Origin of the sequence: Acinetobacter sp. FDAARGOS_559, from assembly GCF_003940475.1 — a bacterium.
Classification (GTDB): Bacteria; Pseudomonadota; Gammaproteobacteria; order Pseudomonadales; family Moraxellaceae; genus Acinetobacter; species Acinetobacter baumannii.
In genome coordinates this window covers 609,602-634,421 of record NZ_RKJG01000005.1, presented here as the reverse complement: position 1 = coordinate 634,421, position 24,820 = coordinate 609,602, and the positions used below count along the sequence as shown (strand labels likewise).

Here is a 24,820-nt window from a genome sequence, read left to right as displayed (position 1 = left end):
TATTTAGTAGCAAATGAATGCACGATTAAAATAATGGGGAACTCATAACCTAACTATAAGAATTAATTTGTTATTGAGAATGATTATGTCAAAAAAATTTGAAGATTTCGATAATCCAAGACAAAAGGCATTACTGGGGATGAAGAATAGTATTCCTACAGAACAGTGGGAAGAAAATCTAAAATTTCTCAAACAATTAAGAGCGAGAATTGCTGAATTACCAGTATGTAAACATCCGGCGATCGAAGTTTTAAATAATGGATTGCTTGATAAATTCACTTTAACAAGAATTCATTTAGAATATCGTCATGCGATTGTTCAGATTTTTACTGATGCCTTATTAATGGCCCAGTTCCAGACAAAACAATTGGAGCCTAAACTCCATTCTGGAGCTAAAATGTTTCCACGTGTTTTATTAAGTTTAAATGTACTTGATGAATTTGGTTTTAGACCAGGAACAGACCCGGACAATTATTATCTAGGTAATCCGGAGTATGCACATTATCCTTTATATGAAGATTTATTGAATGATTATGGTTTGAGTGAGAAGGACCGTAGAGAGTATCAACCTTCAAAAATTGCAGATCAGGTAAGAAATTTTCTAGAATCATCTTATGATAGTTATATTAAAGTAGTTGCTTTACTTGCAGTGGCGGAAGAAGAAGTGATTCTTTTTAGCCCACCACTTCGTGAAGCGACTAAAGCCATTGGCGTGGATGTTGAAGGTGGCGGCTATTACCATGTTCATGGGGTATCTACTGACGAAACCTCAGAAGCAGCAGATGATGATCATGAAGATGATCTCTGGTTTGCGTTAGCGCAAGCAATAACAAAAGAAGATTATGAGAGCTTAACAACGCTTTGTATAGATTATTGTGCTTTATGGAATGAGTTTTGGGATGCACAAATTGCTGATATTCACTATTTAGAAGCAAAGAAGTTAGCATAACTTGTATTCATAGTAAGACGAATAATTGATAAAAACTAAAAAGCCTATTCATATATGAATAGGCTTTTTTAATACTTTAAATCCAGCCCATCTATAAACTAATAACCTGAAGTATTTAATTTAATACATTATTTGCATCTGTTGGAAATGATAGAATTACGAAAGTCAGTAAGTTGATATGTATAGAGCTTAAAAACATGCATCCTATAAGTGTGAGCAAATGAATACATTCATATACAGCTATCTAAAATTTTTAACCTATTGAAAGTAAAAAGGTTTACATCTTGTTCCCACCATTTACAATCCAAACCAGATTAGGCGGATTCTACTTCTTTATTATTCCATTGTTGGCACATTTATGCCGTATTGGAACTTATATCTCCAAGATCAGGGATTTAATTATCAAGAGATAGGTATTTTATCTTCTATTGCTATTGTGACGCGCTTCTTTGCCCCTTTGGTTTGGGGCTGGATCGCCGATAAATCCGGTAAAAGAATGCTATTAGTGCGGATTGCCACATGGATGGAGGCATGTATATGGTTAGCTATTTTATAATTCCTAATACTTTTCAGTCAGTTGCTTTATTGATGCTTATTTTAGTTTTTTCCAAAATGCTATTTTAGCTCAATTTGAAGGAGTAACTTTATTTTGGTTAGGAGACCAAAGGGCGAAACTTTATGGCAAGATTCGAAAATGGGGATCAGTTGGGTTTATTGTAGGTGTATTTACAATAGGGGCAATTTTAGAAATCATTCCGATTTCAATGTTGCCTATATTATTGCTTATCATTGCCTCCTTAGCATTTATTTGGGCATTTACGATACGTGAACCAGAAGGGGCCCCAACTTCACAAAAGCATTTAGAACCTTTATTGCCTGTGCTGAAACGTCCTGAAGTTGCTGCTTTTTTCACAATTGAGTTTATTCTTCTTTTTTCACATGCACCTTTTTATAGCTTCTATAGCAATTTTCTGAAATCGTTAAATTTTAGTACAACGGAAATTGGCTTTTTATGGGCTATGGGCGTGGTTTCTGAAATTGTGATGTTTGCATATGCAACTACGTTTTTTAAATATTTTTCTTGGCGTAGCCTTGTAGCAGTATGTTTGATTTTGACAAGTATACGCTGGTTATTAGTTGCTATTTTCTCTCACTATTTCATAGGTCAGCTATTTGCACAGTGCCTACACGCCTTTAGTTTTGGCTTATTTCATCTCATCGCAATGCGGCTTATCTTTCAAAACTTTTCAATAGGGCAGCAAGGTCGAGGTCAGGCTTTTTATAGCACCATGTGGGGACTTGGAGTGGCGTTCGGAAGTATTTTGGCTGGTCATTACTGGAAAATTCTTACGGGTGAGCATATTTTTATGATCGCTGCTTTAGTGGTTCTATTTGGTTTGTGCTTTGTCTATTGGTTACCTAAACAAATCGAAAAGTCAGTTTCTTAGATTAAATAGTGATAAAAATTGTTAGGAATACCGAGTTAAAGATAGAAATTGTTTGATGAGAAGTATCGGTTCGTTACGGTTGAAAAATATTGTTTTTATATGGTTATGAAACAATGTTTTTCTAAAAAAATGTGCTAACTTAAACCCATGCGTTTAATGATTAATAAATCTATGAAAAATATTTATATTATGGGATTATTATTGGCTTGTTCTGGTTTTGCTATGGCTGAGACAGCGACTCAACAGCCAACAGCACAACCTGTTCGCACTGCAAGTAATCCTAATGCTATACGTATTGTTACGCGTCCTGAAATTATGGGATTATGGGGAATGGAGATTCCAAATAATAAAAAATGTGTAGAGTATTATAATTTCCGCAGTAGTAACGATGTGGTGATTAAAAGTGGTGAAGAGTGGTCATACGGTATTTATGAATATCAGCCATCTGATGACCCTAAAGAGCAGCTATCGGCTTTAGTAATGCAAATTAAGTTTGATAATAATAAAGTAGATTGTTCTGGTCAGAAGCAAGATCAGACAGGTGATATTTCTCAATATTTCGTGCAATGGAAAAATGACCATACTATTAATTTCTGCTCAACGGCTAAGGGTGAGCAATGTTTCGCAACTTTACGCCGAATGTTGCCATAAACAAGTAGATATAAAAAGCCTCTTATTTAAGAGGCTTTTTTATATGAAGCATATTATGCAGTTTCAGCTTTCTTTTCTTCTTCCACTTGCTTTAACAAGTGTTTTTCAAGGTAATGGATGTCCATTGCTTGAGAACAGAAGTTTTTATCCTGCAAAATAAGATCTTTATGCAAAGGAATATTGGTTTTAATTCCTGTAAGAATCATTTCATCTAACGCTTGACGCATGCGGGCAAGTGAAGTTTCACGATCTTTACCATGAGCAATCAATTTTGCAATCATTGAATCGTAATATGGCGGAATGCTATATCCAGGATAGATATGAGAATCTAAACGAATACCCGCACCGCCTGGTGCATAGAAACTTTCAATTTTACCTGGTGAAGGTAAGAATGTTGTTGGATCTTCGGCATTGATACGACATTCAATGGCATGACCACGAACTTCAATATCTTCTTGTTGAAGCTCTAAGCCTAAACCAGCTGCAATACGTAATTGCTGCTCAATAATGTCAACACCAGTCACCATTTCAGTTACAGGGTGCTCAACCTGAACACGAGTATTCATTTCAATGAAGAAGAATTCACCATCTTCAAATAAGAATTCAAACGTACCAGCACCACGATATTGCATTAACTGACATGCGTGTACACAGGCTTGTAAAATATCAGCACGTGCTTGTTCCGGTAGATTTGGCGCAGGAGCTTCTTCTAACACTTTTTGGTGACGACGTTGTAATGAACAGTCACGGTCATATAAATGAATCGCGTGGCCATTACCATCACCTAAAACTTGAACTTCGACATGGCGAGGTTTTTGTAAGAAGCGTTCCATGTATACGGTATCATCGCCGAACCACATTTCTGCATCACGTTGAGCCGCTTGAACTGACTCAAGTAGTGTGTCTACACGTTCAACAATACGCATACCACGACCACCACCACCAGCTGCCGCTTTAACAATAAGCGGGAAACCGATTTCTTTCGCTTCAGCTAATGCGTTATGGATAGTTACAGCATGGTCGCAGCCAGGTACCGTAGGTACGCCAGCTTTTTTCATTGCAACAATTGCAGAAACCTTGTTACCCATTAAACGAATATGTTCTGGGCGAGGGCCAATAAATGTGAAACCTGAGCTTTCTACAATTTCAGCAAACTCGGCATTTTCCGAAAGGAAGCCATAACCTGGATGAATTGCATCGGCACCAGTAATTTCTGCAGCAGTAATAATTGCCGGAATGTTTAAATAGCTGTCACTACTTGCACCCGGACCAATACATACTGCTTCATCAACGAAACGTAAATGCATCAAATCTTTATCGGCATCTGAATAGATACCAACAGTTTTGATTCCTAATGTTTTGCAAGCCCGGGTAATTCGTAAAGCGATTTCACCACGGTTTGCAATTAAAACTTTTTGCAACATAGATGTCCCCGGGGTATTACGCGCGATAACGGAATAAAGGTTGACCGAATTGGATCACTTCACCATTTTTCACTAAAATTTCTTCAATCACACCGCTTTGAGTTGCTTCAATCGGGTTCATGATTTTCATTGCTTCAATAATACCCAAAGTCTCACCAGCAGATACTGTTTGACCTACTTTAACAAATGGTGCTTCGCCTGGGCTTGGAGCAGCATAGAACACACCAACCATAGGAGAAGTTTCAACTGCTCCACGTGGTGTTTTTGCAACAGGTGCTTCAGCAACAGGAGCTGCCGGAAGTGCTACACCAGCCGCAGCAACGACAGGATTGCGACGAGTTAAAGCGATCGATTGATCACCTTCTTTAACTTCAATCGCTTGCAAGTCAGACTCAATCATTAAATCGATGAGTTTCTTAATTTTGCGGATATCCATGGGCGACTATTCCTGAACTAGTTTGGGTTAGATGGTTGAATTTTTTCAATAGCGTAATCGAGCGCAAAGCTATAACCTTTTGCGCCTAGACCACAAATCACGCCAATTGCTTTGTCTGATAAATAAGAATGATGTCTGAAAGCTTCACGTGCGTGAACATTTGATAAATGTACTTCAATAAAGGGAATGGCAACGCCAAGTAAGGCATCGCGTAAAGCAACTGAAGTGTGAGTGAGGGCAGCAGGGTTAATAATAATCAGTTTTACGCCTTCTGTTTGTGCCTGATGAATACGGTCAACAATGGCACCTTCCCAGTTGCTTTGAAAAGTATCTAGTGTAATTGAGGCTTGTTCAGCTTGAGCAATAAGTTGTTGGTTGATATTGTCTAGGGTAAGATGACCATATACTTCTGGTTCGCGTTTTCCCAGCAAATTCAAATTCGGTCCATGAATTACCAAAATGGTCGAACTCATTCAGATTGCTCCAGCTCTAAAGTTGCAAATAATCTTTGCAAGATGTCTGCAAAGTTTGCTTATTATGGCATATATTTCTACAAGTTTTTTATAATTTCTTTTAATTGTCGCAGAAAGGGTACACCAAATTCGGCTTATATATTGTAAATTTTGCGACGAATTAGCAATGTTAAAAAATGACAAAATTTCAAGTAATTTAACGGAGCTTATTTTAAACCGAATTGACAAAAACAGTTCATGTATTTTGTGTAACGGGGGTATAAGCATCTTCAATCGTTAACATTTCATTCCAGCGAGTTAGGTAATTTTTTGAGCGATGACATTGTTTCATTTGCCAAGATGGATTACGTGAGTGATATCCAACTTGTAAATAGTGGCTACCAAAGCGCTTACGGACTGTACCTAAAGTTTCCATCAATTGTTGTCTTTGATGAATAAGTTCCAGAGGCTGCCATAAATCATCAATATGTTGCTGACGTGCGTGTAGAGCACAAAATAATACTCCAATTTTTATGTAACTTTTATTTTCTTTATATAAAACATCAATTTGCTGCATAGCTGCTTTAGTAAGTATGCATAAATCATCTGTTGCATAATGAAGACCAATTGCTTGAGATGTGGCTTTTTTATAGGGCGGTTTGTCGGTTTTTTCATAAAGCATAACTTGAACACAGGCACAAAGTTGTTCTTGTTTCATTAAACGGCGATGTGCCCGGTTAAGGTGAAAGATAAGTGCTTGTTTAATAATCTCAATACTGGATAAAGCTTGAGCAAAACTTCGTGATGCTAAAATCCGTTTCGTTGGAATAGCTGGATCATCAAGTTGAATACAGGATTGGCCTTTTAGCTCACGAATAGTGCGTGCCATGACCACAGAAAATGCCTTTGCCATATGGTGTTCATTGGCAAAAGTTAAGTCTAGGCATGTGTACACCTCATAACTTTGTAGCTGTTTGACTAATTGATAGCCGATTCCCCATACCTCTTTGACTGATGTCTGTTGCATGAGGTCTTCCATAATTAATGGATCTAAGGTGATGAAATTACATACTCCTTTAAAACTTTTAATTTTCTTAGCATAGTGATTGGCAAGTTTTGCTTGTGTCTTTGAATATCCAATTCCAATGCAACAAGGTAAGCCTAACCATTTTAGGAGAGTGTTTCTCACTTTGTTGCAGTAGTCAGAGATATCGATAGATTGGAGGTAAGGGGTGAGATGAATAAAGCATTCATCTATAGAGTAGGCTTCTAAATCATCTGGAGAGAAAAACTCACCGAGAACAGCAAAAAAACGGCGGACATCTCGGCATATAAGTGTAGTTGCTTGAATAGACTTGAACGCCTGCTTGTAAAGCATCTTTTTCAATTTGGAACCAAGGTACTCCCATTTTTATTCCTAAAAGTTTTGCCTCTTCACTACGTGAGACCACACATCCATCGTTATTAGATAAAACAACTACAGCTTTATCATTGAGTTTAGGGTTGAAAAGACGCTCACAGCTGACATAGCAATTATTAATATCAACCAGTGCATAAACTTCACGGTGTGAGATATCTTTCATTATTTTATCCCCTTACTCATTAACTAAAATCTGCATTTTGAATTTGTAACATAATCAAGTTAACAAAATTACGGGCTGATATCTAGGGGAGTTTCAGCTGTTCGTCGAAATTATAGGTGGGAGATAAAATCTATGAAATGTCAGTTATTGATATGGAAATGTCTGAAAATGATAAGTTTTAACTGGTTATGATCGGAAACATAAGAGCTATATTTAATGGATGAGTTGAGTCTTTTAAATGTAGTAATGCGTATAACGCATTTGTCTTATGGGTCTTTCAAGCTGTCTTTGTTAATAAAGACAGCTTTTTTTATAATACGCTTAAGTTTTTTTAGAGTTTGGCTTGATTGTAGCACTCGAGATTAATGCATTGTGCACTCAGTTCTATGATTTGATCAGGGGCTAATTGAAGTTTTTCCCATTTTTGCATTTGCTGAAATAACCAATGGAAATCTTCAGGTTGGGGAGCCGCATTTTCTTTAACCAAGTACTTTACAATATTTTGAATCATATAATATTTATCGACATGCACTTCTTCAGAACAGTGAAATCGGACAATCCCAAACTCGACCAATAACTTTAAGACAGGTGCAAAATCTTTTAAATTACTCAATTCTTTTGAGCTTTCATAATTGCCGTTGTAAGGGCAACTAAGGTTTGAGGATGTTGTTCAGCCCATTCTTGAGTTACTGCGAGAACTTTATCTGCCACATTGGGAATAATGTCTTGACTTGAGCAGACGATTTTACTTAAACCTAAAAGTTCACCTTGAGTATTCCAAGGCTCTCCCACACAAAAACCATCAATCACATGGTTATCTAAAGCTTCGACCATATACGGTGGCGGAAGTGCTTTGAGTTTGAGCATTTGAGCTATTCTAGAGTCTGCCAACGCAAGCCATTCTCTTAAACAATAATGATGGATTGAATGTTTAAATACATGGGCCGCAAGCTACAATTACAAGATCATCTGTTTTAAGATCAAATGTTTGAATGTCTGGATTCACATATATTCTATCACCCGGTAGAAAGGTTGGAGCCATAGAATATCCTACTACTTTTAAAGCATATCCATTTTTCCCGCATCTTTTATTTGGCGGTAAATATTCTTCAATTTCCGTATCTTTCAAAACTGTCTCAATCGGTGTAAATGAACCAGCCGCAACCCAAGAGATTACTGGAACCCTGCGTCCTTCGAAACCAACTTTATCTGATAAATCAATATTATTGTCTAACTTAGTGCCATGGTCTAAGTAACTAATTTCCACTCCAAAAATATCAGCCAATGTTTGTAGCTTTTCAATTCTTGGTTTAGCAGAACCGAGTGTATATCTACGAGCCATCTCATAAGAAACACCAATAGCATTTTTTAACTCATTGATAGTTTTAATTGGAGAGTCTTTTGCCTTCATCAATGCGTTGAGTCGGTCCGCAAAGTCTTTGTATTTAGCGTCTTCCATCAAAATAGGCTTCTTTTCTACTGTGGGTAGAATTTTACTATCAATTTTTAGTTGCACCAATTCTATTTTTGGTAGTATATTTCTTTCTACTTTAAGTAGGTTTTTTGGTGTCATTTATGACTACTCCACATGAAGCATTTAATAACGCTGTGACTTTTGCAGGGAGCATCTCAGCTTTAGCTCGAAAAATAGGGGTTACACCTTGGGCTGCTAGCAAATGGAATCCTGAGAAAATTCCAGAAGATCGCTGTTTGAAAATTGAGGAAATTACTCAGGGTCAAGTTAAGGCAGAACAATTACGACCAGATATTAACTGGGAATATGTTCGCAAGAACCTTAAGAAGCAAAACCAATCCGTGAGCTAATTCTCACAAATTAGCAAACGTGCGTATACGTGAAATTTAAAGAGGGATTCACATATGAGTGAAATCAACTTAAGCCCAGAGGCTAAAACAGCAATTTACAAGATGATTCACCAGTCACAAGGAGTTACGCCGCAAGAAATTGCAAACGTACTTGGTGACTCTTACAAGAGCGTACTTAATTACGCAAACCCAAATATGGAAAGCCATTTACCAAGTATTAAGAAGCTTGAGGCAATGATTCAGTTTACACGCAACCCAGCTTTAGTTAAGGCATGGGCACACATGCTTGGTTATGTTCTAGTGCCAGCTAATCAAGTGGATGAGAAAGGCCATGAAGTCAGCATTGTTGAAACCTTGCTACATATAAATATTAACAATGGCCAAACCAATCAACAGGTCCACAAAGTTTTAGAGGATGGAGTTGTTACACCTGCGGAATTAGCAGATACAGAAGAAATCTTAGAAGAAATGGAAAACCACATTCGCCAACTTCGAGAGGCGCTTAAGTCGGAAGCTGCAACTTATATTTCTAAGGTAAAGAAAGAAAAAGCCTGATCTGGTCCATCAGGCTAGTTAATTCAATTACTTGCTAGAGGAATCGAATATGCAAAACAATTTAGCAAATCAATCGGCTAATTACAACTTACCAGAATTTCTATCTGGTGACGTTGTTGTACTTACTGAAGAGTGCCGCACTTTTAAATCAAATGATTTGTTTGAAGTTAAAAACAAAACTTTGACTAGTTTATGGACCATCAAATCAGAGAATCATTTGATTCTAGTTTCTTCAAAAGAAATCCGCACAGCAACAGTTGCAGAACTTAATGCCAAACGCCGCCTAACAAAAGCTGAGCAAGCATTAGCGGAGGTGTCATGAGTACCTTTGAACAACAACAAAAGCATATTCAATCCTGGCATGAACCAGCATTAAGAACTTTGTCTGGTTTGTTGAAAAAACGGAAGGAAAATTTAGCCCGCCAAAACCGTGACGAAAAAAATGCTGCTGTAACACGTGATGAATTCATGCAGGCTTTGGTTGACGAGCATGGAAAACATGGGATTTATCTTATTCATGCTGGCCCGATCATCTCAAGTTTATATCGAGCTAAACGGATCCGCTATTTGGGTAGCACATTCATTCAGTTGAATGAAGAGGGGGATAAATGAGTCTAGATGCAACAGTTTGGGCTTGGAAAACCCGTCAAAAACAAAAGGTGGGTGGAGCATTAAAACCACTCAAAAAATTAGTCCTTCTTTCACTAGCCGATCGAGCTGGTGAAACACATGAATGCTATCCAAGTATTGCTCGTTTAGTTGATGACACGGAAATGGACCGTAAGACCGTTTTAAAAATCATTGATGAGTTAATTGAAGACGGATTTATTATCGATACTGGTAAGCGCGAAGGTAAAACTAAGCAGGTAAAAGTCTATCTTTTGATCGGAGTTAAAGGTCGGGAAACAGTACCAACAAAGGTACACTTTGACACTGAAAATGATGATTTAAACAATACCAACAATGGAACAGTTCCAACAACGGAACAGTTCCAACAATTCCATGAAAGAGTCCCAACAATTCCGTTAAACAGTCCCAACGTTGGGACACGGAATCTTTCAAAGAATCTATCAGAAGAATCTAAAAATAAAAAAACATGGTTGAGTTTGAAAAAACTTCGTGAAGAAATTCTTTTGGCAACTGATCAGGAAACTTACGAGCAGATCAAAAACGCGACTTGGTTCGATCGAGAGTTACGAGCATTTGAACTCTACAACGCCGAGAAGAATCTTTGCGATGAACTCATGAATTACCACTTTGCAGATTGGTTAATCAACGCATGTGGAAAATACCAAGCACGTGAACAATCTAAAAAACCAAATTCTGGAACGCAGGTCCGAGTCCCGCAGGGAGAATCAAATACTCTTAGTTCAAAACAGATTTACTCATTTGCTCAAAAACTTTCTGTACATCCTGAGTTTGCAAGCAAATACGCTGAAGGTAACGAGAGCTATGAACAACTTGCTGCACGTGTCGCAGTGAAACTTGCAGATCCAGAGCAACAACAAAAATTGATGCCATACCTCATTCAGGTTGGATTTCAACAAAAAGGTAAAGGAGAGGCGGCTTGAATAAATTCGAGATTTTAGCGTGGGGCTTATTAATTTCATTTTTTACAGCAGCTATTAGCGGTGCGGTGGTTTTGTGGTGGTTGGCGCGTAAAGAGCTAGATGAGAAAGGATATCGCCATGAGTAAATGCCAACACTGTGCAGTTGAAGAGTTAATAAATTCTTACGGCGGTTTTGCAGAAGTTAAGACTCTTTGTGAAAAATTACGAGGCCGATATAACCGGAGTGGGCTATCTAATACTGATTACAACGAGTTACTTCAATTAGAGAAGGCACTTGACCAAGCGAAGAAGTTTAATGCGGAGGGCGCAAAAAATGGACAGTAGGTGGATTGAAGCGCAACGCCGTGAAATGGAAAAGCTTATTTCACCAGAGCTAATCAAGTCGAGGAATTTAGCACGTCAAAGTTACTTCGATCATATGGAAAAAGAAATGGCTGACCACGTATCACGCTCAATTGAACCACTCAGCGGTAAAAAGCAAAGCACACTGGTTGAACTAAGGGAGTCAATTGAAAAACTGGCTCAGAAGTATAAACAAGATGCTCATTCTTCCAGCCTTTTTGGTGATCAGGATAAAGCGCGAGTTTATAACTGCTTTGCTAATCAATTGGACCATTTGCTGAAAGGTGGTGCTTGATGTCATCAGTCAGCATTGCTGAATACCGTAAGTTATTTCCTATTAAGAAAAATAAAAAGCGGCGTTCAGCAAAGCAAGTTGCCAGACAACCAAGTGTGGGTGAAATGGTTCTGGCAACGCATTTAAGAGCATGCAAGATAGGTTTTGAACAGGAATATAAGTTCCATCCAAAACGCAAATGGAGAGCTGATTTTCTGATTACTGGTACAAAAATTTTGATTGAGGTTGAAGGCGGGATCTGGAGTGGAGGCCGCCATACAAGGGGCAAAGGCTATATAGGGGATATGGAGAAATACAACTCCGCAGCAATGATGGGTTTTACAGTTTTACGGTTCAGCACAGAGCAAGTTAAGTCCGGTATAGCATTAAAGCAAATTGAATTATTAATTAAGGGTAAATAGGAAGGCGATTATGTTGGTTGAAAAGTTTGATTTTATTGAGTTACTTCGCCTTGCTATTGCTCAAGGCAAAGCTGAAGGAAAGAAAATTTCGAAAGATGTAGTTTTAGGTGAATTAGCGCTGTTATCGCCAGCTGCAAAGCTTTGGGCCACTGTCTTGATTGAAAAGGTTGATTTTGAGCGAATCGCAATAATTACCCCAGCACAAAAACAGACTGAAACTTTTTACAGTAAGTATGACTTTAATTTTCAAACCGAACGCCGTATTGAAGATATTCCGGGTAAGGTTGAGTTTGTTCGTGGTGAGATTAAATCAGGTAATTTTTTCCGAGCGCGAAATAAATTAGCGGTAGAGATTCATAAAGAAATGGTAAAGAAAAAATTTACCCCTACTAATGCCCAAGGTGATCTTACTAATCTGGCAAAAGGTATGGCTGAGATTATTTTGCGTGGCCATGTTTTTGTTAAAGCTATGTGTGGAGCATGCCAAGGAATAGGAAAACTTGAAACTTTTAATTCAAAGGGTTTTCCTGATGGGGCAAGGTTTTGTGAAAAATGTAATGGTACTGGTAAGCGACCATATACGTTAAATGAAAAAATGAAAATTGCAGGTATTGTTGCCACCAAGACTGCATATATAAAAAGCTATCAGAAGTTTGAGTTATTTGGAGAATCTATTGTTGCAGAATGGGAAAATGAAATTAGATCGCGTATTTCTCGATCATTCCGTTTTGAACTTCCTGATAGTCAAGAAACTTACGCTTGACAGTTGGGTATACACTTGAGTATAAAGATTTCTAAAATGGGCGAAATGTAAAGTAATCGCCAGAATGAATTTAAGAGCTCGCCAATCGGTGGGCTTTTTTATTTTGTGCTATAGTCCAGTCTAATTAAAATCTGGTACTTAAAATGAATATCTGTGTTGGTGGTGAACTTGACGGGCAAAAGATTGAAAAAGAAGGGCGATTGTTAAAAGCTTCAGATATCGACCCATCTTTTAAAACTGAGTACTACAAGCAAGTTTTTAACCGCGACAATACGGTGTTCCATTTCTGGTTGCCAATTGGATCTGACTTACATGATATGTCTGAGAAAGTTCTAAATATCCTTAGAGCACCTAAAAACTAGTTTTATCGTTTGCCGGACGTATTACGGCGCAAATGGCCCCGCTACATACTAGTTATTGGCGGGGTTTTTTATTAAATTTTAATTGAATTTGCTAAGGATAAAGATGTATAAAAATATTATAAAATCCAATAATTATATTATTAATTCAATAATTTATTTAAAATTAAATTAATCGAATTTAAACAATATTTACTTAGATGATGCATTAGGTGACTCAAATAAACATGATTTTAGGAGAATAATTAAAAAAACGGAGTACAAATGCTATGAATGAGAATGTAGAGCTAATAAATTACATTGATGTAGCTGAGACAGTTTACGAACGGGTATATGAAAATAATAAAATTTCAAATAATTTGATTGTTAATCTAAATCGCATTATGGCTGAGATAAAGAATCAAGCTGCAGAAAAAAGACTCAAATTGAAGTACAGCTCAATAGACTTTGAACATTGTTTAAGTTTGCCTTTAGTTGATCGCAAAATAAAAGTAGATTTAAGCCTTATACCTCATTTTGAAGATCGTGAAGAAAGTATTTTGTGGTTAACTAACTTTATTGGAAAAATTTGTGAGCCCAGAAAGATGCAAAGACAGAAAAAAAATCTTCATTAAGTACCTGTGAATTTTAGATGAACCGCCCTTAAAGCGGTTTTTTATTGCTAGTAGAATATTTAAGGTATCTTTTCTAATAGGCACATACTATTGAAGTGTTTTTAATTTATTTTTTAGATTGAAAAGATTGCTATTTAAGTAATTTAAATATAAAAATCTTTATTGATTGAGAGTAGTTGTTATACAGGATATTTATAAGGATTTTAAAATGACAATTATCACATTGCTCGATGTTAAGACGAAGAAGAAAGTGATAGTTCGGTCCGTAATAGACCCAATAGCAAGAATAGACAAAAAAGGGAATATACAAATTATTCAAATTCATAAATGGCTATATGATGAATCTGGAGATTTCGTTGATGAAGACTTATATGAGGCACTCAACAATGGAGAAGTTGGAATATACATAACTTTGCAGTATATGATCATTAATATTGAAAATTAATTATTTTTTATTTTTAGTCAGTTTGAGTTCTTAGTCTCTAGAGCCTAATGGTTACTACACATAAGACCTTATTAAGTATTACCTATTGATGGGCACATATTCTTTATAACTCTTGATAAGAAAAAAAATTATGTAGGCTACAAATAAAACTATTTAAAAAGAAATCTTTATCTATTTAAATATGAATATTTAATATTTTTAATTCAATCCCTATTGCTAGTGCTTAAATATTATGCCAATATGAAGTTGGAGATATTTCCGAATAGATATTTCCTATTTCAGGTCTAAGCGTTTTTTTTCGCTAAGCCCATTTCTGAATAAAAATAGGAAGTGGGCTTTTTTATTTTTAAATATTTCAGTATTATCAGTGTGTTGCTTTAAGTAACACTAAACCTTATTGATCAGCGCAAATATCAAAAAAAGGGGGAGCTTGCCTACTAGGCAAGCTTTTTAAATTGATGATTTAAACACAATAATCCATTTTAAAGCTCAATAGAAAGATCAAACTTCCATAGCTTTTATTTGTACTAATTTATTGAATATAATCGTTTTTATAATTTTTAAAATTTTCTTAAACTAAAAATGGAAAATTTCTTGTTGCAACATTGTTATAATAGGGCTACCTTAAGAAAAATACTTTATAAAAATGAGGAGCTGCTGAAATGACACAGTATCTCATGTTTGCGGAAAATATTTATAACAAAATTAAAGATGAGGAATTGTTTTCACATGACTGTATTGAAAATATGAACTTACTTATGACATGTATACGCAGAGAAATTAAGGGAACAAAATTTAAATTAAAATATAATTTTATTGATTTTGTTGAATTGTTTAGTAAACAATTAGATGAATGTAAAGTAAAAATAGATGTGAGTTTGATTCCTCCTCATAATTCAGAAGGTGAGTATATTTTATGGTTAGCTGGATTTATCGAAAAAATTACAGAAGGTGGACCTAAACCACCTCCGCCTATAAAGAAATTTATTCCAGAGTATATGAGCTTCAAATCTGAATTAGATTTTTTACCCTTAAATGAGGAAAAAATTCAAAACGAAGGTAAAGAAATTACGGATTACTTTAATTCAAAGCTTTATAAGGCAACTTTTAAGAAGTAATACTATATTGCCTGTGAGTTTAGCCACCGCCTTAGGGCGGTTTTTTTATGGGTGAGAATAATGGATTCTACAGAATACTTTTGGCTTACTCGGAAAAAAGAACCTAAAACCAAGCCTAAATCCAGACCGCTACCTAAAGCGAAGCAAAAATATCTCGAGGCTGAGGCAACACTTAAGGAAGAGCTTGAGGATTTGGCGATTGGATTTGAAAGTAAGTTTCAGCCGATCCATACCAAACACTGGCGCTTTGATTTTCATATAGTGAAATTGCGTTTGCTCATTGAAATTGAGGGTGGGCCCTGGTCTGGTGGGCGTGGTGGAAAGCTGTCAAATAAAGCATGGAATCTTGATCGATATGATCTTGCTGAAGAGATGGGATACAAAATAGAGCGCTTTCATCCAGATTCTATTTTGTCGGGATATGTCATCAACTGGATAAAAAGTGAATTAGCGAGAATTGAAGATGGAGCAAATAAGACCATTTCCACCGACTGATTTTATTGATCAAGCTGAAGAAGAGGAAGCAATTCGTATTGTTCCAGCGCCCGATTTAAAAAATTGGGTTGTTGCTAATTACTTAACTATTGGTGGACCTCTTTATAACCCCGATCATGATCACATAGCTGAACTGCTTCACGATAATGAAGAATTTTTAGCATTTGCTTGGGCCTCTTCTGCATATAAAAGCAAGCAAGCTATGGTGTTAGGCCAGTGCGAAAAAGTCATGTTCAATGTTGGTGGCTGGCGTAAGGCCAGACAAGAGCAACAGATGCGAGACTGGTTCGGCTTTGTGCCAACTTACTTAATAACTGTTGATGCTACCTTTTGCGAAAAAGCAAATGATCGTGAGTTTTGTGCTTTGCTTGAACATGAGCTTTACCATATAGGTGTAGAACGTGAAGAAGACGGCGAGATTATTTACAGTGATCATACTGGCTTGCCAAAGCACTATTTAGCTGGTCACGATGTGGAAGAGTTTATCGGTGTTGTTAAACGCTGGGGTGCAAATGAAAACGTTAAGCGGCTTATTGAAGTCGCTAAAAACCCGCCGTTTGTTTCTGATTTAGATATTTCGAAATGTTGTGGAAACTGCGTAATTACCTGAGCCTTGAGGCTCTTTTTTTTTGGCTATTTAGGTTGACGTAGGTTGACAGGATTGAGGATATGGCGGCTCTAAAAAAAGAGGTAAAACTCTTTATAGTTCGCTCACTTGCCGTATTTAATACACCCACAGAAACTGCTGAGCTCGTCAACCAAGAATACGGGATAAAAGTTACTAAACAGCAGTGTGAGAAATACGACCCGACCAAACGGGCAGGCGAGAACCTGAGCGAAGAATTAAGAAAAGATTTTGAAAAGACTCGCGAAATGTTTTTGGGTAAGCCTGAGGCAATCCCTATTGCAAATTTAGCGGTGCGTTTACAGCGCTACGAAAGCCAATATCAAAAGCACAGTAGAAACCGTGTAGCAGCTCTAAGCATTCTTAAGCAAGCTGCTGAGGACATAGGCGGCAAGTACACGAATAAGACTGAAATTACAGGCGCTGGTGGTGGTCCATTACAAAGCGAAAATATTACCTATGTGACTGCTACCGATGAGCAGGTAAGGCAGGCGATAGATGAACTCGAGAACGAATATTGATCCTGTTAAAGCCAAAGCTAAACGGATTAAATGTGAGAAAGAACATTTATTTTTCACTCGTGCTTTCTTCTTGCCACGTATGGGCTTTAAGTTTTCGGTCAATTGGCATCATGAATATATTGCCGACAAGATTGACGAGGTAATTGCTGGCAAGGTTAAAAACCTAGTTATTAACGTTCCACCCGGAAGCGGCAAAACTGAATTACTTACAAACCTTATTGCCCGTGGTATAGCACGTAATCCTCGTTCGCGGTTTCTGTATTTGTCTTTCTCACAGTCACTAGTTGAGGATGTATCGGCAACAGCCAGAAACATTGTTAAGTCGGAAGACTTTCAGAGTTTATGGCCAGTAAAGATTTCTACCAGTACGGATGCTAAGTCGAGCTGGAAAACTACCGTTGATGGTTATGATGCTGGTCATGTTTATTCTGCATCAATGGGTGGGCAGGTCACGGGTCGCCGTGCTGGTACATTAGCGGATAAAGGCTTTACCGGTGCAATTATTCTTGATGACCCATTAAAGCCTGAGGATGCATTTAGCCAAACAGCAAGACGTAAAGCTAACCGTAAGATCTTAAATACGGTCAACTCGCGTAAAGCTAAATCAGACACGCCAATTATTCTGATCATGCAGCGTTTGCATGTTGAAGATCCGACTAACTTTGTGATGACGGGTAATGTACCTGGTGAGTGGGAGCAGATCAGTATTCCCGCGCTTATCGATGATGAGTACATCAGTAAGTTGCCTAAAAAAATACAAAGCAAAATTCCACGTGATGTTGAGAGAGATGCGAAAGGCCGTCAAAGCTATTGGCCGTTAAAAGAATCATTGCAATCGCTATTGCAACTCGAACAAGGCGGACAGGATAAAGACGGTGCAACAGTATCCCGTTATACATTTGCAAGCCAATACATGCAAAACCCTAAAAAGCTGGGTGGTGATCTTGTTAAGGCTGAATGGTTTGGCCGTTATGTTGAATTACCTGTTCTTAAATGGCGTGCGATTTGGGCAGATACGGCGCAAAAGACAAAAGAACATAACGACTTCTCAGTGTTCTTATGTGCTGGTCTTGGCTATGACAATAACCTTTACATCATTGACGTGAAGCGTGGCAAATGGGAAGCACCAGAACTTTTAAAAGAAGCGAAGTCATTTATCAACAAACACAAGGATAGCAACACAAAGATTGGCAAGCTTCGTTATATGGCCGTAGAGGATAAGGCGAGTGGTACCGGTTTAATTCAGTCCATATCTAAGCAGACCACTTTACCAATACGTGCGATTCAGCGAAGTACTGACAAACTATCAAGGACAATGGACGTCATTCTTTATGTTGAAGAACGCCGTGTCTGGTTACCTGCTAATGCACCGTGGCTATTGAACTACATTGAAGAGATTGAAGGCCTTACTGCTGATTGGTCACATGACCATGACGACCAGTGGGACCCGACCATTGATGCGATTAATGATTCATTAGCCAAAAAGCCAACTGTATTTGATTAGAGGAAATTATGGCTGAAACTAAAAAGCCCGATGCAATTGGCGATGCAGGGGCATATACAAACTTTGTCTCAAATATTGGTACCGACCGTGACAAAGCTTCACATGGTTCATTCGTTAAGAAAGTTATTCCTGATGAGCAATTAGAAGCGGTGTATCAACACTGGTTGGCTAAGCGAATCGTCAACCGCCCAGCAAGTGACATGTTACGAGCTGGATGGTTCTATGAAGGGATTCAGGATAACGATTTATTAAAGCTCAAAGAGGCGTGTAAGACTTTTAACTTAGATGGGGTGCTCTTATCTAGCTTGGTCCTTTCTCGCTTGTATGGCGTTTGCTATGTGCTTCTAGGAACTGTGGACGGCGGCAACTTAGATCAACCGTTTGATTTAAACAAGTTAGGCGTGGGGCGTTTAGAGTTTTTCACGGTGCTTAAGAAAAAGCACATTGAAGCTGATACCAGTAAATACTTATCGCCTAAGGAGGCAGGTGGACTTTTAAAGCAGCCTGAATTTTATAAGTTAAAGCTGGACGGGAAATCAACTCAAAGAATCCACCATACCCGCTTATATAAGTTTGGCCATGCCGATGTAGTTAATGAAGAGCCGGTAAGTGTCTTACAGGAAGTTTATGAGGATCTACTTGATCATGCTGCCGTAAAGAAAGCCACTGCTAGTCTGGTCCATGAATCAAAAATTGACGTGATTAGAACACCTAACTTGGTCGATAAGATCAAAGAGGATATGAAATCCGTAGCTGAACGTTTTCTTAGTGTCGGATTGCTTAAGGGCTTGAACGGTATGATCGTTTTGGATAAGGATGAGGAGTACGACTCTAAATCTTATAGCTTTGGTGGTTTGCCTGATCTTATGCGTGAATTCTCAATTCAAGCTGCTGGCGCTGCCGATATGCCATATACAATTTTATTTGGGCAATCACCTGCAGGTATGAACGCGACTGGTGAGCATGACACTCGGAACTATTACGACAGTATTGCTACCAAGCAAATATGGTCCTTAAAGCCTTTCATGATGAAGCTTTTAAGAGTGATTGTTCAAACTACATTTGGACGTCAGATTCCAAGTTTGGACGTAGTATTTAACCCGTTATGGCAATTAGACGCTAAGGTCCGCTCTGAAGTTGAGAAAGCTAACGCAGAACGGGATGCTAAATATTTAGAGATGGGCATTATTACAGAGCCACAGATAGCAAAACAGCTTGTTATTGATGGTGTTTATTCAGTGATTGATGAAAAACATATCAAAGAGCTTGAGACAATGGTGAAGCTTAATGACAACGATAATTCAGATCCTGAAACCCCACCTCCAGCAGGCGAAGAAACGTAAAAAAGGTCGTAAAGCTTCCAAGCCGAGAGCCGTGCACGTAAACCGCCGTGTAGAGCTTTATTACACACGACAACTACTGGCTATTTCAAAATACTGTCAGGAACAAACAAAAGAATTGGTTATTCCTACAGTCGGCCAGAATATCGGTGATGCTTGGTTCTCAGACATGATGACGGCGTTTAGGGAAAAGCTCACAAAGTATGTTGTTGAGGTTTCGCGACCGTTGGCCACAAAAGTTGTGACTGACACCCAAAAGGAAGTGGACAAGCAAATTGCAGAGCACACTAAAACGATTATTGGTGTGGATCTAACGCCGTTCTATCGAGCTGCTGATATTCAGGATGAGGTAGATCTAAACATTACGGCTAATGTCAGTTTGATTAAGTCCATTCCACAGCAATATGCCGATAAGCTTGAAGTATTAATTACTAATGCTTTGCAGACTGGACAAACAAATGAAGAGTTGGCCAAAGCTATTAAGCAATTAGGGTTATCTACTGATTATCGTGCGCGCCTTATTGCTAGTGATCAGATGGGCAAGATTAACGGCCAAATCAACCAAGCCCGACAGCTTTCGATGGGTGTTGAGACATACACATGGCAAACGGCCAAAGACGAGCGAGTGCGGCCAGATCATCAACATAAGCAAGGCAAGACATTCAGATGGGATTCACCGCCAGATGGAGGACATCCCGGTCAGCCTATCCGATGTCGTTGCACGGCATTGCCTAACTATGAGGATATCTTAATTGACTGATTCTAACGCTAGCGAGAAATGCTGGAAGTGTGGGAAGGACCACGGTCCAAGAAGACCCACTCCGCCGATTGTTTGTACACCCCCATTAGTTAAAGTAGATGGAGTAGAAAGCTCTAAAAAACCTAAGCCTCCACCACCAACTGTTTCTACCCCTCCAATAAAATGGGATGAAGTAAGTAACGTAACCCCTGAGCAAATGAACCAGATCCGAGAACTCACTTTGAAAAAGGTTTTCTTGTCAGTTCTTTTAATTTCAATCCCCATTCTGCTTTGGAAATTAGATTCGATCATTATGGCTTTAAAAGCCTAATACCATTAATAAGGATTTATGGCCATGAAACGCAAAAAGTTTAGTAAAAAACGGTTTTATCGCCGTTTACAAGCACAGAAATTTGCTAAAGGCGGGTTTGTAACTGGTGGCGACTTCACTCCACTGTGGTTAATGTCTTGCTGTGACGGGTTTCCTAACTTGGCTAAGGCGGCGGGTAAGGCTGCTGAAAAGTTTCAAGAGGTGGTGGGAAGTTTAAAAGGATTGCAGCCGCCGAATATCAAACCCATTAAAACTAATATTTTTATTGATGGTGTAGATTTCGGTTCTGCTAAAGACTTTTCTGTTACCTATTCAAGAACGTAATTTTGAAAATTAATAAAGCCACCTTCGGGTGGTTTTTTTATTGAGCGCAATTTATGAAAACCATTTACCAACTCAAAATTGGTGACTTTGCGCCAAGCGAATCGACACGCTCATTTACCAAAGAGGGGTATCTGAAATGCGTCAATGTTCGCTTAGCTAAAGCGCCACAAGTACGACAGTACTATGCGTATGAGTTTCCATCTCTGGAAGGTTATACCGCTGATCAAGTCATCAGTGTCTACACGCCTGCAGAAGAGCTTTTCAAACCTGAGGCTATTCAAAGCTTCAATGGTGTAGACGCTACTGACTATCACCCGCCTAAAAATGAAATTAACGCTTCTAACTGGAAGGATTATCACATTGGCTATTGTGAGAACGTCCGGCAGGAAGGCGATTATCTGGTGGGTGATTTGCTCATTAAAGACAAGATCAGTATTGATCTGATCCAAAGCAACGAGCGGCTAGAAATGTCGCTTGGCTATGGAGCCTTATTAATCGTTGAGCAGGGTACGGCGCCAGATGGCACGCCGTATCAAGCCAAATTTATCAATTTTATAGGCAATCACGTAGCGCTCGTTAAATATGGCCGTTGTGGTGGTGATTGCCGCATCGGTGACAAACAACAAACTCCACATAAGGGGAATATATCAATGGAAGTTATTGTAAATGGTGTGCGCTATAACATTGGCGATAACACGCCTTTAGCGGATGCATTAAAAATCCAGCAAGAGCAGCTTGACAATCTAAAGGCGGCAAAGCTCAAAGTTGGTGATAAGCAATTTTCTATAGGTGATGAATTGAACGCAGTTCAAGCGGTTGTAGATCAGTTACATGCCGAAAAAACAGCACTGGAGCAAAAAGTAGGTGATCTGGAAAAGAACCAGATGACGCCTGAAAAGCTTGAGCAAGCTGCTGCAGAGCGTGCTGCTGTGATTGCCGATGCTAAAGCATTGGTGCCAACAGTTAAAACCGAAGGTTGCTCATGTGAGCAAATCAAGCGTGATGTTATTGCTGCAAAAGCTGGTGATGCTTTAGTAACTGCTTTGATGGGTAACGTATCAGTAGGTGATGCAAAGCCTGAGCAGATCGACACAACTTTCCGTGCACTCTGTGCTGTGAAGGGTACTCAACCTTCTAATCCTGTAGGTGATGCACTTCACCAGCAACAAAGTGTTAAAGCTGGCGATGGTGACCCAGCAGGCGGTGGGGAAGAAAAGACCTACAGTAAAGAAAACGCATACAAAACAATCTAAGGGGAAGTAAATCATGGTTAAGCAATACGATGCTGTACCCGGTATGAAGTTTCACCTCATTGGCCCAGAGGATATTTTATCCCTGCCTGTGGCTGGTACCGGTTTGGTAAACGATGGTGACGTGGTTGTACGAAGTACTGACGGAAAAACAGTTTCAGCGGTAACTGGTGCAACTAATACCAAGTTTGGAATTATCGTACGTCACGGCGTAGGTAAGTCAGGCAAAACGGCTGATGGCAAAGAAGCCTATAAGGCTACTGATGTAGCACCGGTTATGACGATAGGCTCGATTTACGTGAAGGTCACCGCACCAGTTACCGATATCAACGCAAAGGTTTATGTTAAAACAGCTAACGGTACCACAGCAGCGCCGTTAGGTTCTTTATCCCCAACAGCAACAGACGGTACAGAGTTACCGAACGCATCTTGGGAAACAATTTCAAATGAGCAGGGCTTAGCTGCTGTTCGCTTACGTGGGGCATAATAATTATGAGTAAATTGGCAGCAATGAAGCTACGTCTAACACCAGTAGCTCAAATGGTTCAGGCAAATATTGGGGATGCATTTAATATTGATGCATTAGCCCAGTTATTCGTTAAATTGGAAGAATTTAACGAAATGGGTCCTCAGCTTCAGCAAGTGATGGATTACGCTAAATACATTCCTGTTAAACCTGTCAATGCCGTATATGGTGGAGGAGAGATCCTAAGCCGTAAGAAGGGTGTGGGTATGGGTAAAGATCATTCAGGAACTGGTAATGATATTCCCGTGGCTGAAGTTGAATATGATACTGTTCAATTGCCAGTGAAGGTCGGCACGATCAGTTATATGTATTCAGTATTTGAGTTACAAGCAGCCCAAAAAATAAATTTAGCACTTGAAGCAGATAAAGTAGAGGCCGCTCGCCTAGCTGCAGAAAAACACTTAAGTAACATTGCTTGGTATGGCAATGCTCTTACCGGAGTTAAGGGCTTCTTAAATCAGACGGGTGTAACCATAGTTACAGCCCAACATAACTGGGCCACCGCAACCATTGAAGAAGTACTAAGTGACTTCAATGCAAGCTTGGCAGATGCTGAAGATCTTGTTGATGGGGATGTATCCGTACAGCCAGATACTTATTTGATGGCATCAAATCAGTACTTACATCTTTCTACCCGTGTAGTTGCTGATTCTGGCGGAAAGACTTTCTTAAAATTCATTGAAGAAAATAACATCTTCGCATCACAAGGTAAGCCGTTAACCATTCGTGGTTTAGGTCGTTCAAATGGTAAAGGTACGGCAGGTGCTGACCGTTCTATTATTTACCGCCGTGATCCGTCATGCATTCAAATGAAATGTGATGACGTCACTTTCTTGGCAGCTCAACCAGTTGGTGTGGATATTAAAGTGCCTGGTCACTATAAATATCAAGGCGTATGGTTGAAGCGCGTTGATTCTCTCCGTTACTTGGATCACGTGTAAGGATTAAAACAGTATGAAATATTCTTATATCTATAGCGGCTTACAGGCCGCTTTTGTTTTTTCTGGTATTGCTGTTTTGCCTACAGGCACACCAACTCTTGTGGATGAAGAAGCGCACAAGAAGCTCACTAAAAATAAGTTTGCTAAACATCTTATTAATATCGGTGAACTTGAAGTTCAGGAAATCCCAGATGATGAGCCAAAAGCAACAGGTAAAACTGGTGGCCGTGGTGGTAAAGGTGGTAAACAAAACGATGCAGCAGGTGAGCAGCAAAAGCCAACTGATGAAGACGCTTTGGCCGCCGTGAAGGCTGAATTAACAGCGCTTGAAGTAACGTTCAGTGATGATGAAACACTTGAGCAGTTACAAGCTAAGTTAGCTCAGGCTAAAGAATAAGGTGAGTCTATGGACGTACAAACGTTTCGTGAAAAGTTCTCGACTGATTCGAGTTTAATGTCTTTGCCAGATGCAAAAATTCAGGATGCTTTAGAAGAAGCGGATCTGATTGTTTCTCAAATTGAGTTCGGGGCATTAAAGGAACGTGCTGTAGGTCTATATGCAGCACATATTCTTAAAGTTGGTACTGTAAGTGGCAATGGTGCTGCTTTTGGTACCGCCTCAAGCATGACAATTGCGGGCCAAAGTGTGAGTTATTCACGATCATCGAAAGAAGCTTTCTATGATCTCAGCATGTATGGCCAACGTTACCTTGCGTTAAAAAATTCCATTCCAATTGATGATGAAGGCACTAACCCTAACCGTTTGGGTGTTGGTGCTTTTGTTGTATAGGAGAATCATATGCCTTTTAAGTATCAGGCACCAGAAGGTTACAAGCCAACCAAACTCGTTATTGCTGGGCAAAACCTAGATATCAAAAACGGCGTTTTGGAATCGGATAATGACATTATCCATATTTTAAAGCCCTTAGGTTTTGAGCGTTATGTTGAAGTGGTTGAGCCAAAGAAATCTGCAGCATCTGCTAAAGAGTAATTA

The 24,820-nt window shown here is 38.8% G+C and carries 36 protein-coding genes and 3 pseudogenes; 32 read left to right on the top strand and 7 right to left on the bottom strand.

All coding sequences use genetic code 11. From position 1 onward, the window contains the following. The first annotated feature begins 85 nt into the window (after nt 1-85). The 4 genes from EGS71_RS04620 to EGS71_RS04610 all read left to right on the top strand — a co-directional run bounded on the left by EGS71_RS04620 (nt 86) and on the right by EGS71_RS04610 (nt 3,048). Nucleotides 86-949 (top strand): iron-containing redox enzyme family protein, encoded by an 864-nt coding sequence (locus EGS71_RS04620; protein WP_000037355.1) that lies wholly within the window; start codon nt 86-88, stop codon nt 947-949. 358 nt (nt 950-1,307) lie between these two features. Continuing rightward, entirely contained in the window at nt 1,308-1,505 is a 198-nt protein-coding gene (locus EGS71_RS22875; RefSeq protein WP_265936747.1) for an MFS transporter, read from the top strand. 28 nt (nt 1,506-1,533) lie between these two features. After that, nucleotides 1,534-2,397 carry an MFS transporter gene (locus tag EGS71_RS04615; protein WP_265936751.1) on the top strand — a complete coding sequence of 288 codons (864 nt, stop codon included), beginning with the start codon at nt 1,534-1,536 and terminating at the stop codon, nt 2,395-2,397. 147 nt (nt 2,398-2,544) lie between these two features. Then, nucleotides 2,545-3,048 carry a hypothetical protein gene (locus tag EGS71_RS04610; protein ID WP_001238660.1) on the top strand — a complete coding sequence of 168 codons (504 nt, stop codon included), beginning with the start codon at nt 2,545-2,547 and terminating at the stop codon, nt 3,046-3,048. Between the two features lie 53 nt (nt 3,049-3,101). Here the strand turns inward: EGS71_RS04610 and accC are convergent, their stop codons facing one another. The 4 genes and pseudogenes from accC to EGS71_RS04590 all read right to left on the bottom strand — a co-directional run bounded on the left by accC (nt 3,102) and on the right by EGS71_RS04590 (nt 6,943). After that, nucleotides 3,102-4,472 (bottom strand): acetyl-CoA carboxylase biotin carboxylase subunit, encoded by a 1,371-nt coding sequence (gene accC, locus EGS71_RS04605; RefSeq protein ID WP_000939648.1) that lies wholly within the window; start codon nt 4,470-4,472, stop codon nt 3,102-3,104. 16 nt (nt 4,473-4,488) lie between these two features. Then, complete coding sequence (gene accB / locus EGS71_RS04600; protein WP_000354611.1) at nt 4,489-4,908, bottom strand: acetyl-CoA carboxylase biotin carboxyl carrier protein; 420 nt, start codon at nt 4,906-4,908, stop codon at nt 4,489-4,491. Nucleotides 4,909-4,925: 17 nt separating this feature from the next. Beyond that, nucleotides 4,926-5,381: a type II 3-dehydroquinate dehydratase gene (gene aroQ, locus EGS71_RS04595; protein ID WP_000099412.1), complete on the bottom strand. Its 456-nt coding sequence runs from the start codon at nt 5,379-5,381 to the stop codon at nt 4,926-4,928. A gap of 235 nt (nt 5,382-5,616) precedes the next feature. Then, a pseudogene (locus tag EGS71_RS04590) lies at nt 5,617-6,943 on the bottom strand (Y-family DNA polymerase). Nucleotides 6,944-7,159: 216 nt separating this feature from the next. Between EGS71_RS04590 and EGS71_RS04585 the strand changes: the two are divergent. Next, nucleotides 7,160-7,278, top strand: a pseudogene (locus EGS71_RS04585) (hypothetical protein). Here the strand turns inward: EGS71_RS04585 and EGS71_RS04580 are convergent. Together EGS71_RS04580 and EGS71_RS04575 are read right to left on the bottom strand one after the other, a co-directional pair. Further along, nucleotides 7,275-7,888 (bottom strand): annotated as a pseudogene (locus EGS71_RS04580) (ABC transporter substrate-binding protein); the annotation flags it as partial. The pseudogenes EGS71_RS04585 and EGS71_RS04580 overlap by 4 nt on opposite strands. Then, nucleotides 7,875-8,516 (bottom strand): LexA family protein, encoded by a 642-nt coding sequence (locus tag EGS71_RS04575; protein WP_228201088.1) that lies wholly within the window; start codon nt 8,514-8,516, stop codon nt 7,875-7,877. The pseudogene EGS71_RS04580 and the gene EGS71_RS04575, both read right to left, overlap by 14 nt. Before the next feature lie 2 nt (nt 8,517-8,518). Between EGS71_RS04575 and EGS71_RS04570 the strand changes: the two genes are divergently transcribed. The 20 genes from EGS71_RS04570 (at nt 8,519) to EGS71_RS04475 (ending at nt 20,475) form a co-directional block, all read left to right on the top strand. Further along, a complete protein-coding gene (locus EGS71_RS04570; protein WP_000210973.1) occupies nt 8,519-8,767 on the top strand; it encodes a transcriptional regulator in 249 nt (82 codons plus the stop codon). 54 nt (nt 8,768-8,821) lie between these two features. Continuing rightward, the gene (locus EGS71_RS04565; protein ID WP_001289843.1) at nt 8,822-9,322 is read left to right on the top strand and encodes a phage regulatory CII family protein; all 501 of its coding nucleotides are present in this window, start codon (nt 8,822-8,824) and stop codon (nt 9,320-9,322) included. A 49-nt stretch (nt 9,323-9,371) separates the two neighbouring features. Continuing rightward, a complete protein-coding gene (locus EGS71_RS04560; RefSeq protein WP_001180650.1) occupies nt 9,372-9,644 on the top strand; it encodes a hypothetical protein in 273 nt (90 codons plus the stop codon). Next, on the top strand, nt 9,641-9,934 hold the full coding sequence (locus EGS71_RS04555) for a hypothetical protein (RefSeq protein ID WP_000102848.1): 294 nt from the start codon (nt 9,641-9,643) through the stop codon (nt 9,932-9,934). The genes EGS71_RS04560 and EGS71_RS04555 overlap by 4 nt, the downstream gene beginning before the upstream one ends. Continuing rightward, nucleotides 9,931-10,893: a helix-turn-helix domain-containing protein gene (locus EGS71_RS04550; RefSeq protein ID WP_000050658.1), complete on the top strand. Its 963-nt coding sequence runs from the start codon at nt 9,931-9,933 to the stop codon at nt 10,891-10,893. Before EGS71_RS04555 ends, EGS71_RS04550 begins: the two co-directional genes overlap by 4 nt. Further along, a complete protein-coding gene (locus EGS71_RS04545) occupies nt 10,890-11,018 on the top strand; it encodes a putative phage replication protein (protein ID WP_001031747.1) in 129 nt (42 codons plus the stop codon). The genes EGS71_RS04550 and EGS71_RS04545 overlap by 4 nt, the downstream gene beginning before the upstream one ends. Then, nucleotides 11,011-11,217, top strand: coding sequence for a hypothetical protein (locus EGS71_RS04540; RefSeq protein WP_000030900.1), 207 nt, complete (start codon nt 11,011-11,013; stop codon nt 11,215-11,217). The genes EGS71_RS04545 and EGS71_RS04540 overlap by 8 nt, the downstream gene beginning before the upstream one ends. Beyond that, nucleotides 11,207-11,530, top strand: a complete 324-nt coding sequence (locus EGS71_RS04535; protein ID WP_000378368.1) for a hypothetical protein — start codon at nt 11,207-11,209, stop codon at nt 11,528-11,530. The genes EGS71_RS04540 and EGS71_RS04535 overlap by 11 nt, the downstream gene beginning before the upstream one ends. Next, nucleotides 11,530-11,931 carry a DUF559 domain-containing protein gene (locus EGS71_RS04530; RefSeq protein WP_000100166.1) on the top strand — a complete coding sequence of 134 codons (402 nt, stop codon included), beginning with the start codon at nt 11,530-11,532 and terminating at the stop codon, nt 11,929-11,931. The genes EGS71_RS04535 and EGS71_RS04530 overlap by 1 nt, the downstream gene beginning before the upstream one ends. Before the next feature lie 10 nt (nt 11,932-11,941). Continuing rightward, nucleotides 11,942-12,694: a hypothetical protein gene (locus EGS71_RS04525; protein WP_000959660.1), complete on the top strand. Its 753-nt coding sequence runs from the start codon at nt 11,942-11,944 to the stop codon at nt 12,692-12,694. Nucleotides 12,695-12,837: 143 nt separating this feature from the next. Next, on the top strand, nt 12,838-13,056 hold the full coding sequence (locus EGS71_RS04520; protein WP_001017703.1) for a hypothetical protein: 219 nt from the start codon (nt 12,838-12,840) through the stop codon (nt 13,054-13,056). Nucleotides 13,057-13,322: 266 nt separating this feature from the next. Beyond that, entirely contained in the window at nt 13,323-13,667 is a 345-nt protein-coding gene (locus tag EGS71_RS04515) for a hypothetical protein (RefSeq protein WP_001005052.1), read from the top strand. Nucleotides 13,668-13,875: 208 nt separating this feature from the next. Further along, the gene (locus EGS71_RS04510; RefSeq protein WP_000152665.1) at nt 13,876-14,112 is read left to right on the top strand and encodes a hypothetical protein; all 237 of its coding nucleotides are present in this window, start codon (nt 13,876-13,878) and stop codon (nt 14,110-14,112) included. Nucleotides 14,113-14,774: 662 nt separating this feature from the next. Then, the gene (locus EGS71_RS04505; RefSeq protein WP_000195754.1) at nt 14,775-15,230 is read left to right on the top strand and encodes a hypothetical protein; all 456 of its coding nucleotides are present in this window, start codon (nt 14,775-14,777) and stop codon (nt 15,228-15,230) included. Between the two features lie 60 nt (nt 15,231-15,290). Then, the gene (locus EGS71_RS04500) at nt 15,291-15,725 is read left to right on the top strand and encodes a hypothetical protein (protein WP_000378505.1); all 435 of its coding nucleotides are present in this window, start codon (nt 15,291-15,293) and stop codon (nt 15,723-15,725) included. Then, a complete protein-coding gene (locus EGS71_RS04495) occupies nt 15,694-16,335 on the top strand; it encodes a putative metallopeptidase (protein WP_000435242.1) in 642 nt (213 codons plus the stop codon). Before EGS71_RS04500 ends, EGS71_RS04495 begins: the two co-directional genes overlap by 32 nt. 59 nt (nt 16,336-16,394) lie before the next feature. Beyond that, a complete protein-coding gene (locus tag EGS71_RS04490; RefSeq protein WP_000729394.1) occupies nt 16,395-16,871 on the top strand; it encodes a DUF2280 domain-containing protein in 477 nt (158 codons plus the stop codon). Next, complete coding sequence (gene terL, locus EGS71_RS04485; protein ID WP_001088669.1) at nt 16,849-18,375, top strand: phage terminase large subunit; 1,527 nt, start codon at nt 16,849-16,851, stop codon at nt 18,373-18,375. The genes EGS71_RS04490 and terL overlap by 23 nt, the downstream gene beginning before the upstream one ends. Before the next feature lie 8 nt (nt 18,376-18,383). Beyond that, nucleotides 18,384-19,718: a DUF1073 domain-containing protein gene (locus EGS71_RS04480; protein ID WP_000852313.1), complete on the top strand. Its 1,335-nt coding sequence runs from the start codon at nt 18,384-18,386 to the stop codon at nt 19,716-19,718. Next, nucleotides 19,663-20,475 (top strand): phage minor head protein, encoded by an 813-nt coding sequence (locus EGS71_RS04475; RefSeq protein ID WP_000207479.1) that lies wholly within the window; start codon nt 19,663-19,665, stop codon nt 20,473-20,475. Before EGS71_RS04480 ends, EGS71_RS04475 begins: the two co-directional genes overlap by 56 nt. Here EGS71_RS04475 and EGS71_RS22415 read toward each other — a convergent pair. Beyond that, entirely contained in the window at nt 20,464-20,694 is a 231-nt protein-coding gene (locus EGS71_RS22415; RefSeq protein ID WP_153309870.1) for a hypothetical protein, read from the bottom strand. The two genes, EGS71_RS04475 and EGS71_RS22415, sit on opposite strands and share 12 nt — an antisense overlap. Nucleotides 20,695-20,809: 115 nt before the next feature. On the opposite strand from EGS71_RS22415, the gene EGS71_RS04465 reads away from it, so the two are divergent. Genes EGS71_RS04465 through EGS71_RS04435 form a run of 7 tightly spaced genes read left to right on the top strand, consistent with a single transcriptional unit; the run spans nt 20,810 to nt 24,817 of the window. Further along, complete coding sequence (locus EGS71_RS04465) at nt 20,810-21,109, top strand: hypothetical protein (RefSeq protein WP_000823405.1); 300 nt, start codon at nt 20,810-20,812, stop codon at nt 21,107-21,109. A 53-nt stretch (nt 21,110-21,162) separates the two neighbouring features. After that, nucleotides 21,163-22,362, top strand: coding sequence for a DUF2213 domain-containing protein (locus EGS71_RS04460; RefSeq protein WP_000849769.1), 1,200 nt, complete (start codon nt 21,163-21,165; stop codon nt 22,360-22,362). Between the two features lie 13 nt (nt 22,363-22,375). Then, entirely contained in the window at nt 22,376-22,846 is a 471-nt protein-coding gene (locus EGS71_RS04455; RefSeq protein ID WP_000240727.1) for a hypothetical protein, read from the top strand. 5 nt (nt 22,847-22,851) lie between these two features. Then, on the top strand, nt 22,852-23,826 hold the full coding sequence (locus tag EGS71_RS04450) for a DUF2184 domain-containing protein (RefSeq protein WP_086375484.1): 975 nt from the start codon (nt 22,852-22,854) through the stop codon (nt 23,824-23,826). Between the two features lie 13 nt (nt 23,827-23,839). Continuing rightward, nucleotides 23,840-24,223: a hypothetical protein gene (locus EGS71_RS04445; RefSeq protein WP_000877805.1), complete on the top strand. Its 384-nt coding sequence runs from the start codon at nt 23,840-23,842 to the stop codon at nt 24,221-24,223. A 9-nt stretch (nt 24,224-24,232) separates the two neighbouring features. Then, nucleotides 24,233-24,616: a DUF4054 domain-containing protein gene (locus EGS71_RS04440; protein WP_000383138.1), complete on the top strand. Its 384-nt coding sequence runs from the start codon at nt 24,233-24,235 to the stop codon at nt 24,614-24,616. Nucleotides 24,617-24,625: 9 nt separating this feature from the next. Continuing rightward, nucleotides 24,626-24,817: a hypothetical protein gene (locus EGS71_RS04435; RefSeq protein ID WP_001116149.1), complete on the top strand. Its 192-nt coding sequence runs from the start codon at nt 24,626-24,628 to the stop codon at nt 24,815-24,817. Nucleotides 24,818-24,820 lie beyond the last annotated feature (3 nt).

Coding starts and splice junctions, on each gene's coding strand:
- EGS71_RS04620 (WP_000037355.1), top strand. CDS start 86: ATGTCAAAAAAATTTGAAGATTTCGATAATCCAAGACAAAAGGCATTA.
- EGS71_RS22875 (WP_265936747.1), top strand. CDS start 1,308: ATGCCGTATTGGAACTTATATCTCCAAGATCAGGGATTTAATTATCAA.
- EGS71_RS04610 (WP_001238660.1), top strand. CDS start 2,545: ATGCGTTTAATGATTAATAAATCTATGAAAAATATTTATATTATGGGA.
- accC (WP_000939648.1), bottom strand. CDS start 4,472: ATGTTGCAAAAAGTTTTAATTGCAAACCGTGGTGAAATCGCTTTACGA.
- accB (WP_000354611.1), bottom strand. CDS start 4,908: ATGGATATCCGCAAAATTAAGAAACTCATCGATTTAATGATTGAGTCT.
- aroQ (WP_000099412.1), bottom strand. CDS start 5,381: ATGAGTTCGACCATTTTGGTAATTCATGGACCGAATTTGAATTTGCTG.
- EGS71_RS04575 (WP_228201088.1), bottom strand. CDS start 8,516: ATGACACCAAAAAACCTACTTAAAGTAGAAAGAAATATACTACCAAAA.
- EGS71_RS04570 (WP_000210973.1), top strand. CDS start 8,519: ATGACTACTCCACATGAAGCATTTAATAACGCTGTGACTTTTGCAGGG.
- EGS71_RS04565 (WP_001289843.1), top strand. CDS start 8,822: ATGAGTGAAATCAACTTAAGCCCAGAGGCTAAAACAGCAATTTACAAG.
- EGS71_RS04560 (WP_001180650.1), top strand. CDS start 9,372: ATGCAAAACAATTTAGCAAATCAATCGGCTAATTACAACTTACCAGAA.
- EGS71_RS04555 (WP_000102848.1), top strand. CDS start 9,641: ATGAGTACCTTTGAACAACAACAAAAGCATATTCAATCCTGGCATGAA.
- EGS71_RS04550 (WP_000050658.1), top strand. CDS start 9,931: ATGAGTCTAGATGCAACAGTTTGGGCTTGGAAAACCCGTCAAAAACAA.
- EGS71_RS04540 (WP_000030900.1), top strand. CDS start 11,011: ATGAGTAAATGCCAACACTGTGCAGTTGAAGAGTTAATAAATTCTTAC.
- EGS71_RS04535 (WP_000378368.1), top strand. CDS start 11,207: ATGGACAGTAGGTGGATTGAAGCGCAACGCCGTGAAATGGAAAAGCTT.
- EGS71_RS04530 (WP_000100166.1), top strand. CDS start 11,530: ATGTCATCAGTCAGCATTGCTGAATACCGTAAGTTATTTCCTATTAAG.
- EGS71_RS04525 (WP_000959660.1), top strand. CDS start 11,942: ATGTTGGTTGAAAAGTTTGATTTTATTGAGTTACTTCGCCTTGCTATT.
- EGS71_RS04520 (WP_001017703.1), top strand. CDS start 12,838: ATGAATATCTGTGTTGGTGGTGAACTTGACGGGCAAAAGATTGAAAAA.
- EGS71_RS04515 (WP_001005052.1), top strand. CDS start 13,323: ATGAATGAGAATGTAGAGCTAATAAATTACATTGATGTAGCTGAGACA.
- EGS71_RS04510 (WP_000152665.1), top strand. CDS start 13,876: ATGACAATTATCACATTGCTCGATGTTAAGACGAAGAAGAAAGTGATA.
- EGS71_RS04505 (WP_000195754.1), top strand. CDS start 14,775: ATGACACAGTATCTCATGTTTGCGGAAAATATTTATAACAAAATTAAA.
- EGS71_RS04500 (WP_000378505.1), top strand. CDS start 15,291: ATGGATTCTACAGAATACTTTTGGCTTACTCGGAAAAAAGAACCTAAA.
- EGS71_RS04495 (WP_000435242.1), top strand. CDS start 15,694: ATGGAGCAAATAAGACCATTTCCACCGACTGATTTTATTGATCAAGCT.
- EGS71_RS04490 (WP_000729394.1), top strand. CDS start 16,395: ATGGCGGCTCTAAAAAAAGAGGTAAAACTCTTTATAGTTCGCTCACTT.
- terL (WP_001088669.1), top strand. CDS start 16,849: ATGAACTCGAGAACGAATATTGATCCTGTTAAAGCCAAAGCTAAACGG.
- EGS71_RS04480 (WP_000852313.1), top strand. CDS start 18,384: ATGGCTGAAACTAAAAAGCCCGATGCAATTGGCGATGCAGGGGCATAT.
- EGS71_RS04475 (WP_000207479.1), top strand. CDS start 19,663: ATGACAACGATAATTCAGATCCTGAAACCCCACCTCCAGCAGGCGAAG.
- EGS71_RS04465 (WP_000823405.1), top strand. CDS start 20,810: ATGAAACGCAAAAAGTTTAGTAAAAAACGGTTTTATCGCCGTTTACAA.
- EGS71_RS04460 (WP_000849769.1), top strand. CDS start 21,163: ATGAAAACCATTTACCAACTCAAAATTGGTGACTTTGCGCCAAGCGAA.
- EGS71_RS04455 (WP_000240727.1), top strand. CDS start 22,376: ATGGTTAAGCAATACGATGCTGTACCCGGTATGAAGTTTCACCTCATT.
- EGS71_RS04450 (WP_086375484.1), top strand. CDS start 22,852: ATGAGTAAATTGGCAGCAATGAAGCTACGTCTAACACCAGTAGCTCAA.
- EGS71_RS04445 (WP_000877805.1), top strand. CDS start 23,840: ATGAAATATTCTTATATCTATAGCGGCTTACAGGCCGCTTTTGTTTTT.
- EGS71_RS04440 (WP_000383138.1), top strand. CDS start 24,233: ATGGACGTACAAACGTTTCGTGAAAAGTTCTCGACTGATTCGAGTTTA.
- EGS71_RS04435 (WP_001116149.1), top strand. CDS start 24,626: ATGCCTTTTAAGTATCAGGCACCAGAAGGTTACAAGCCAACCAAACTC.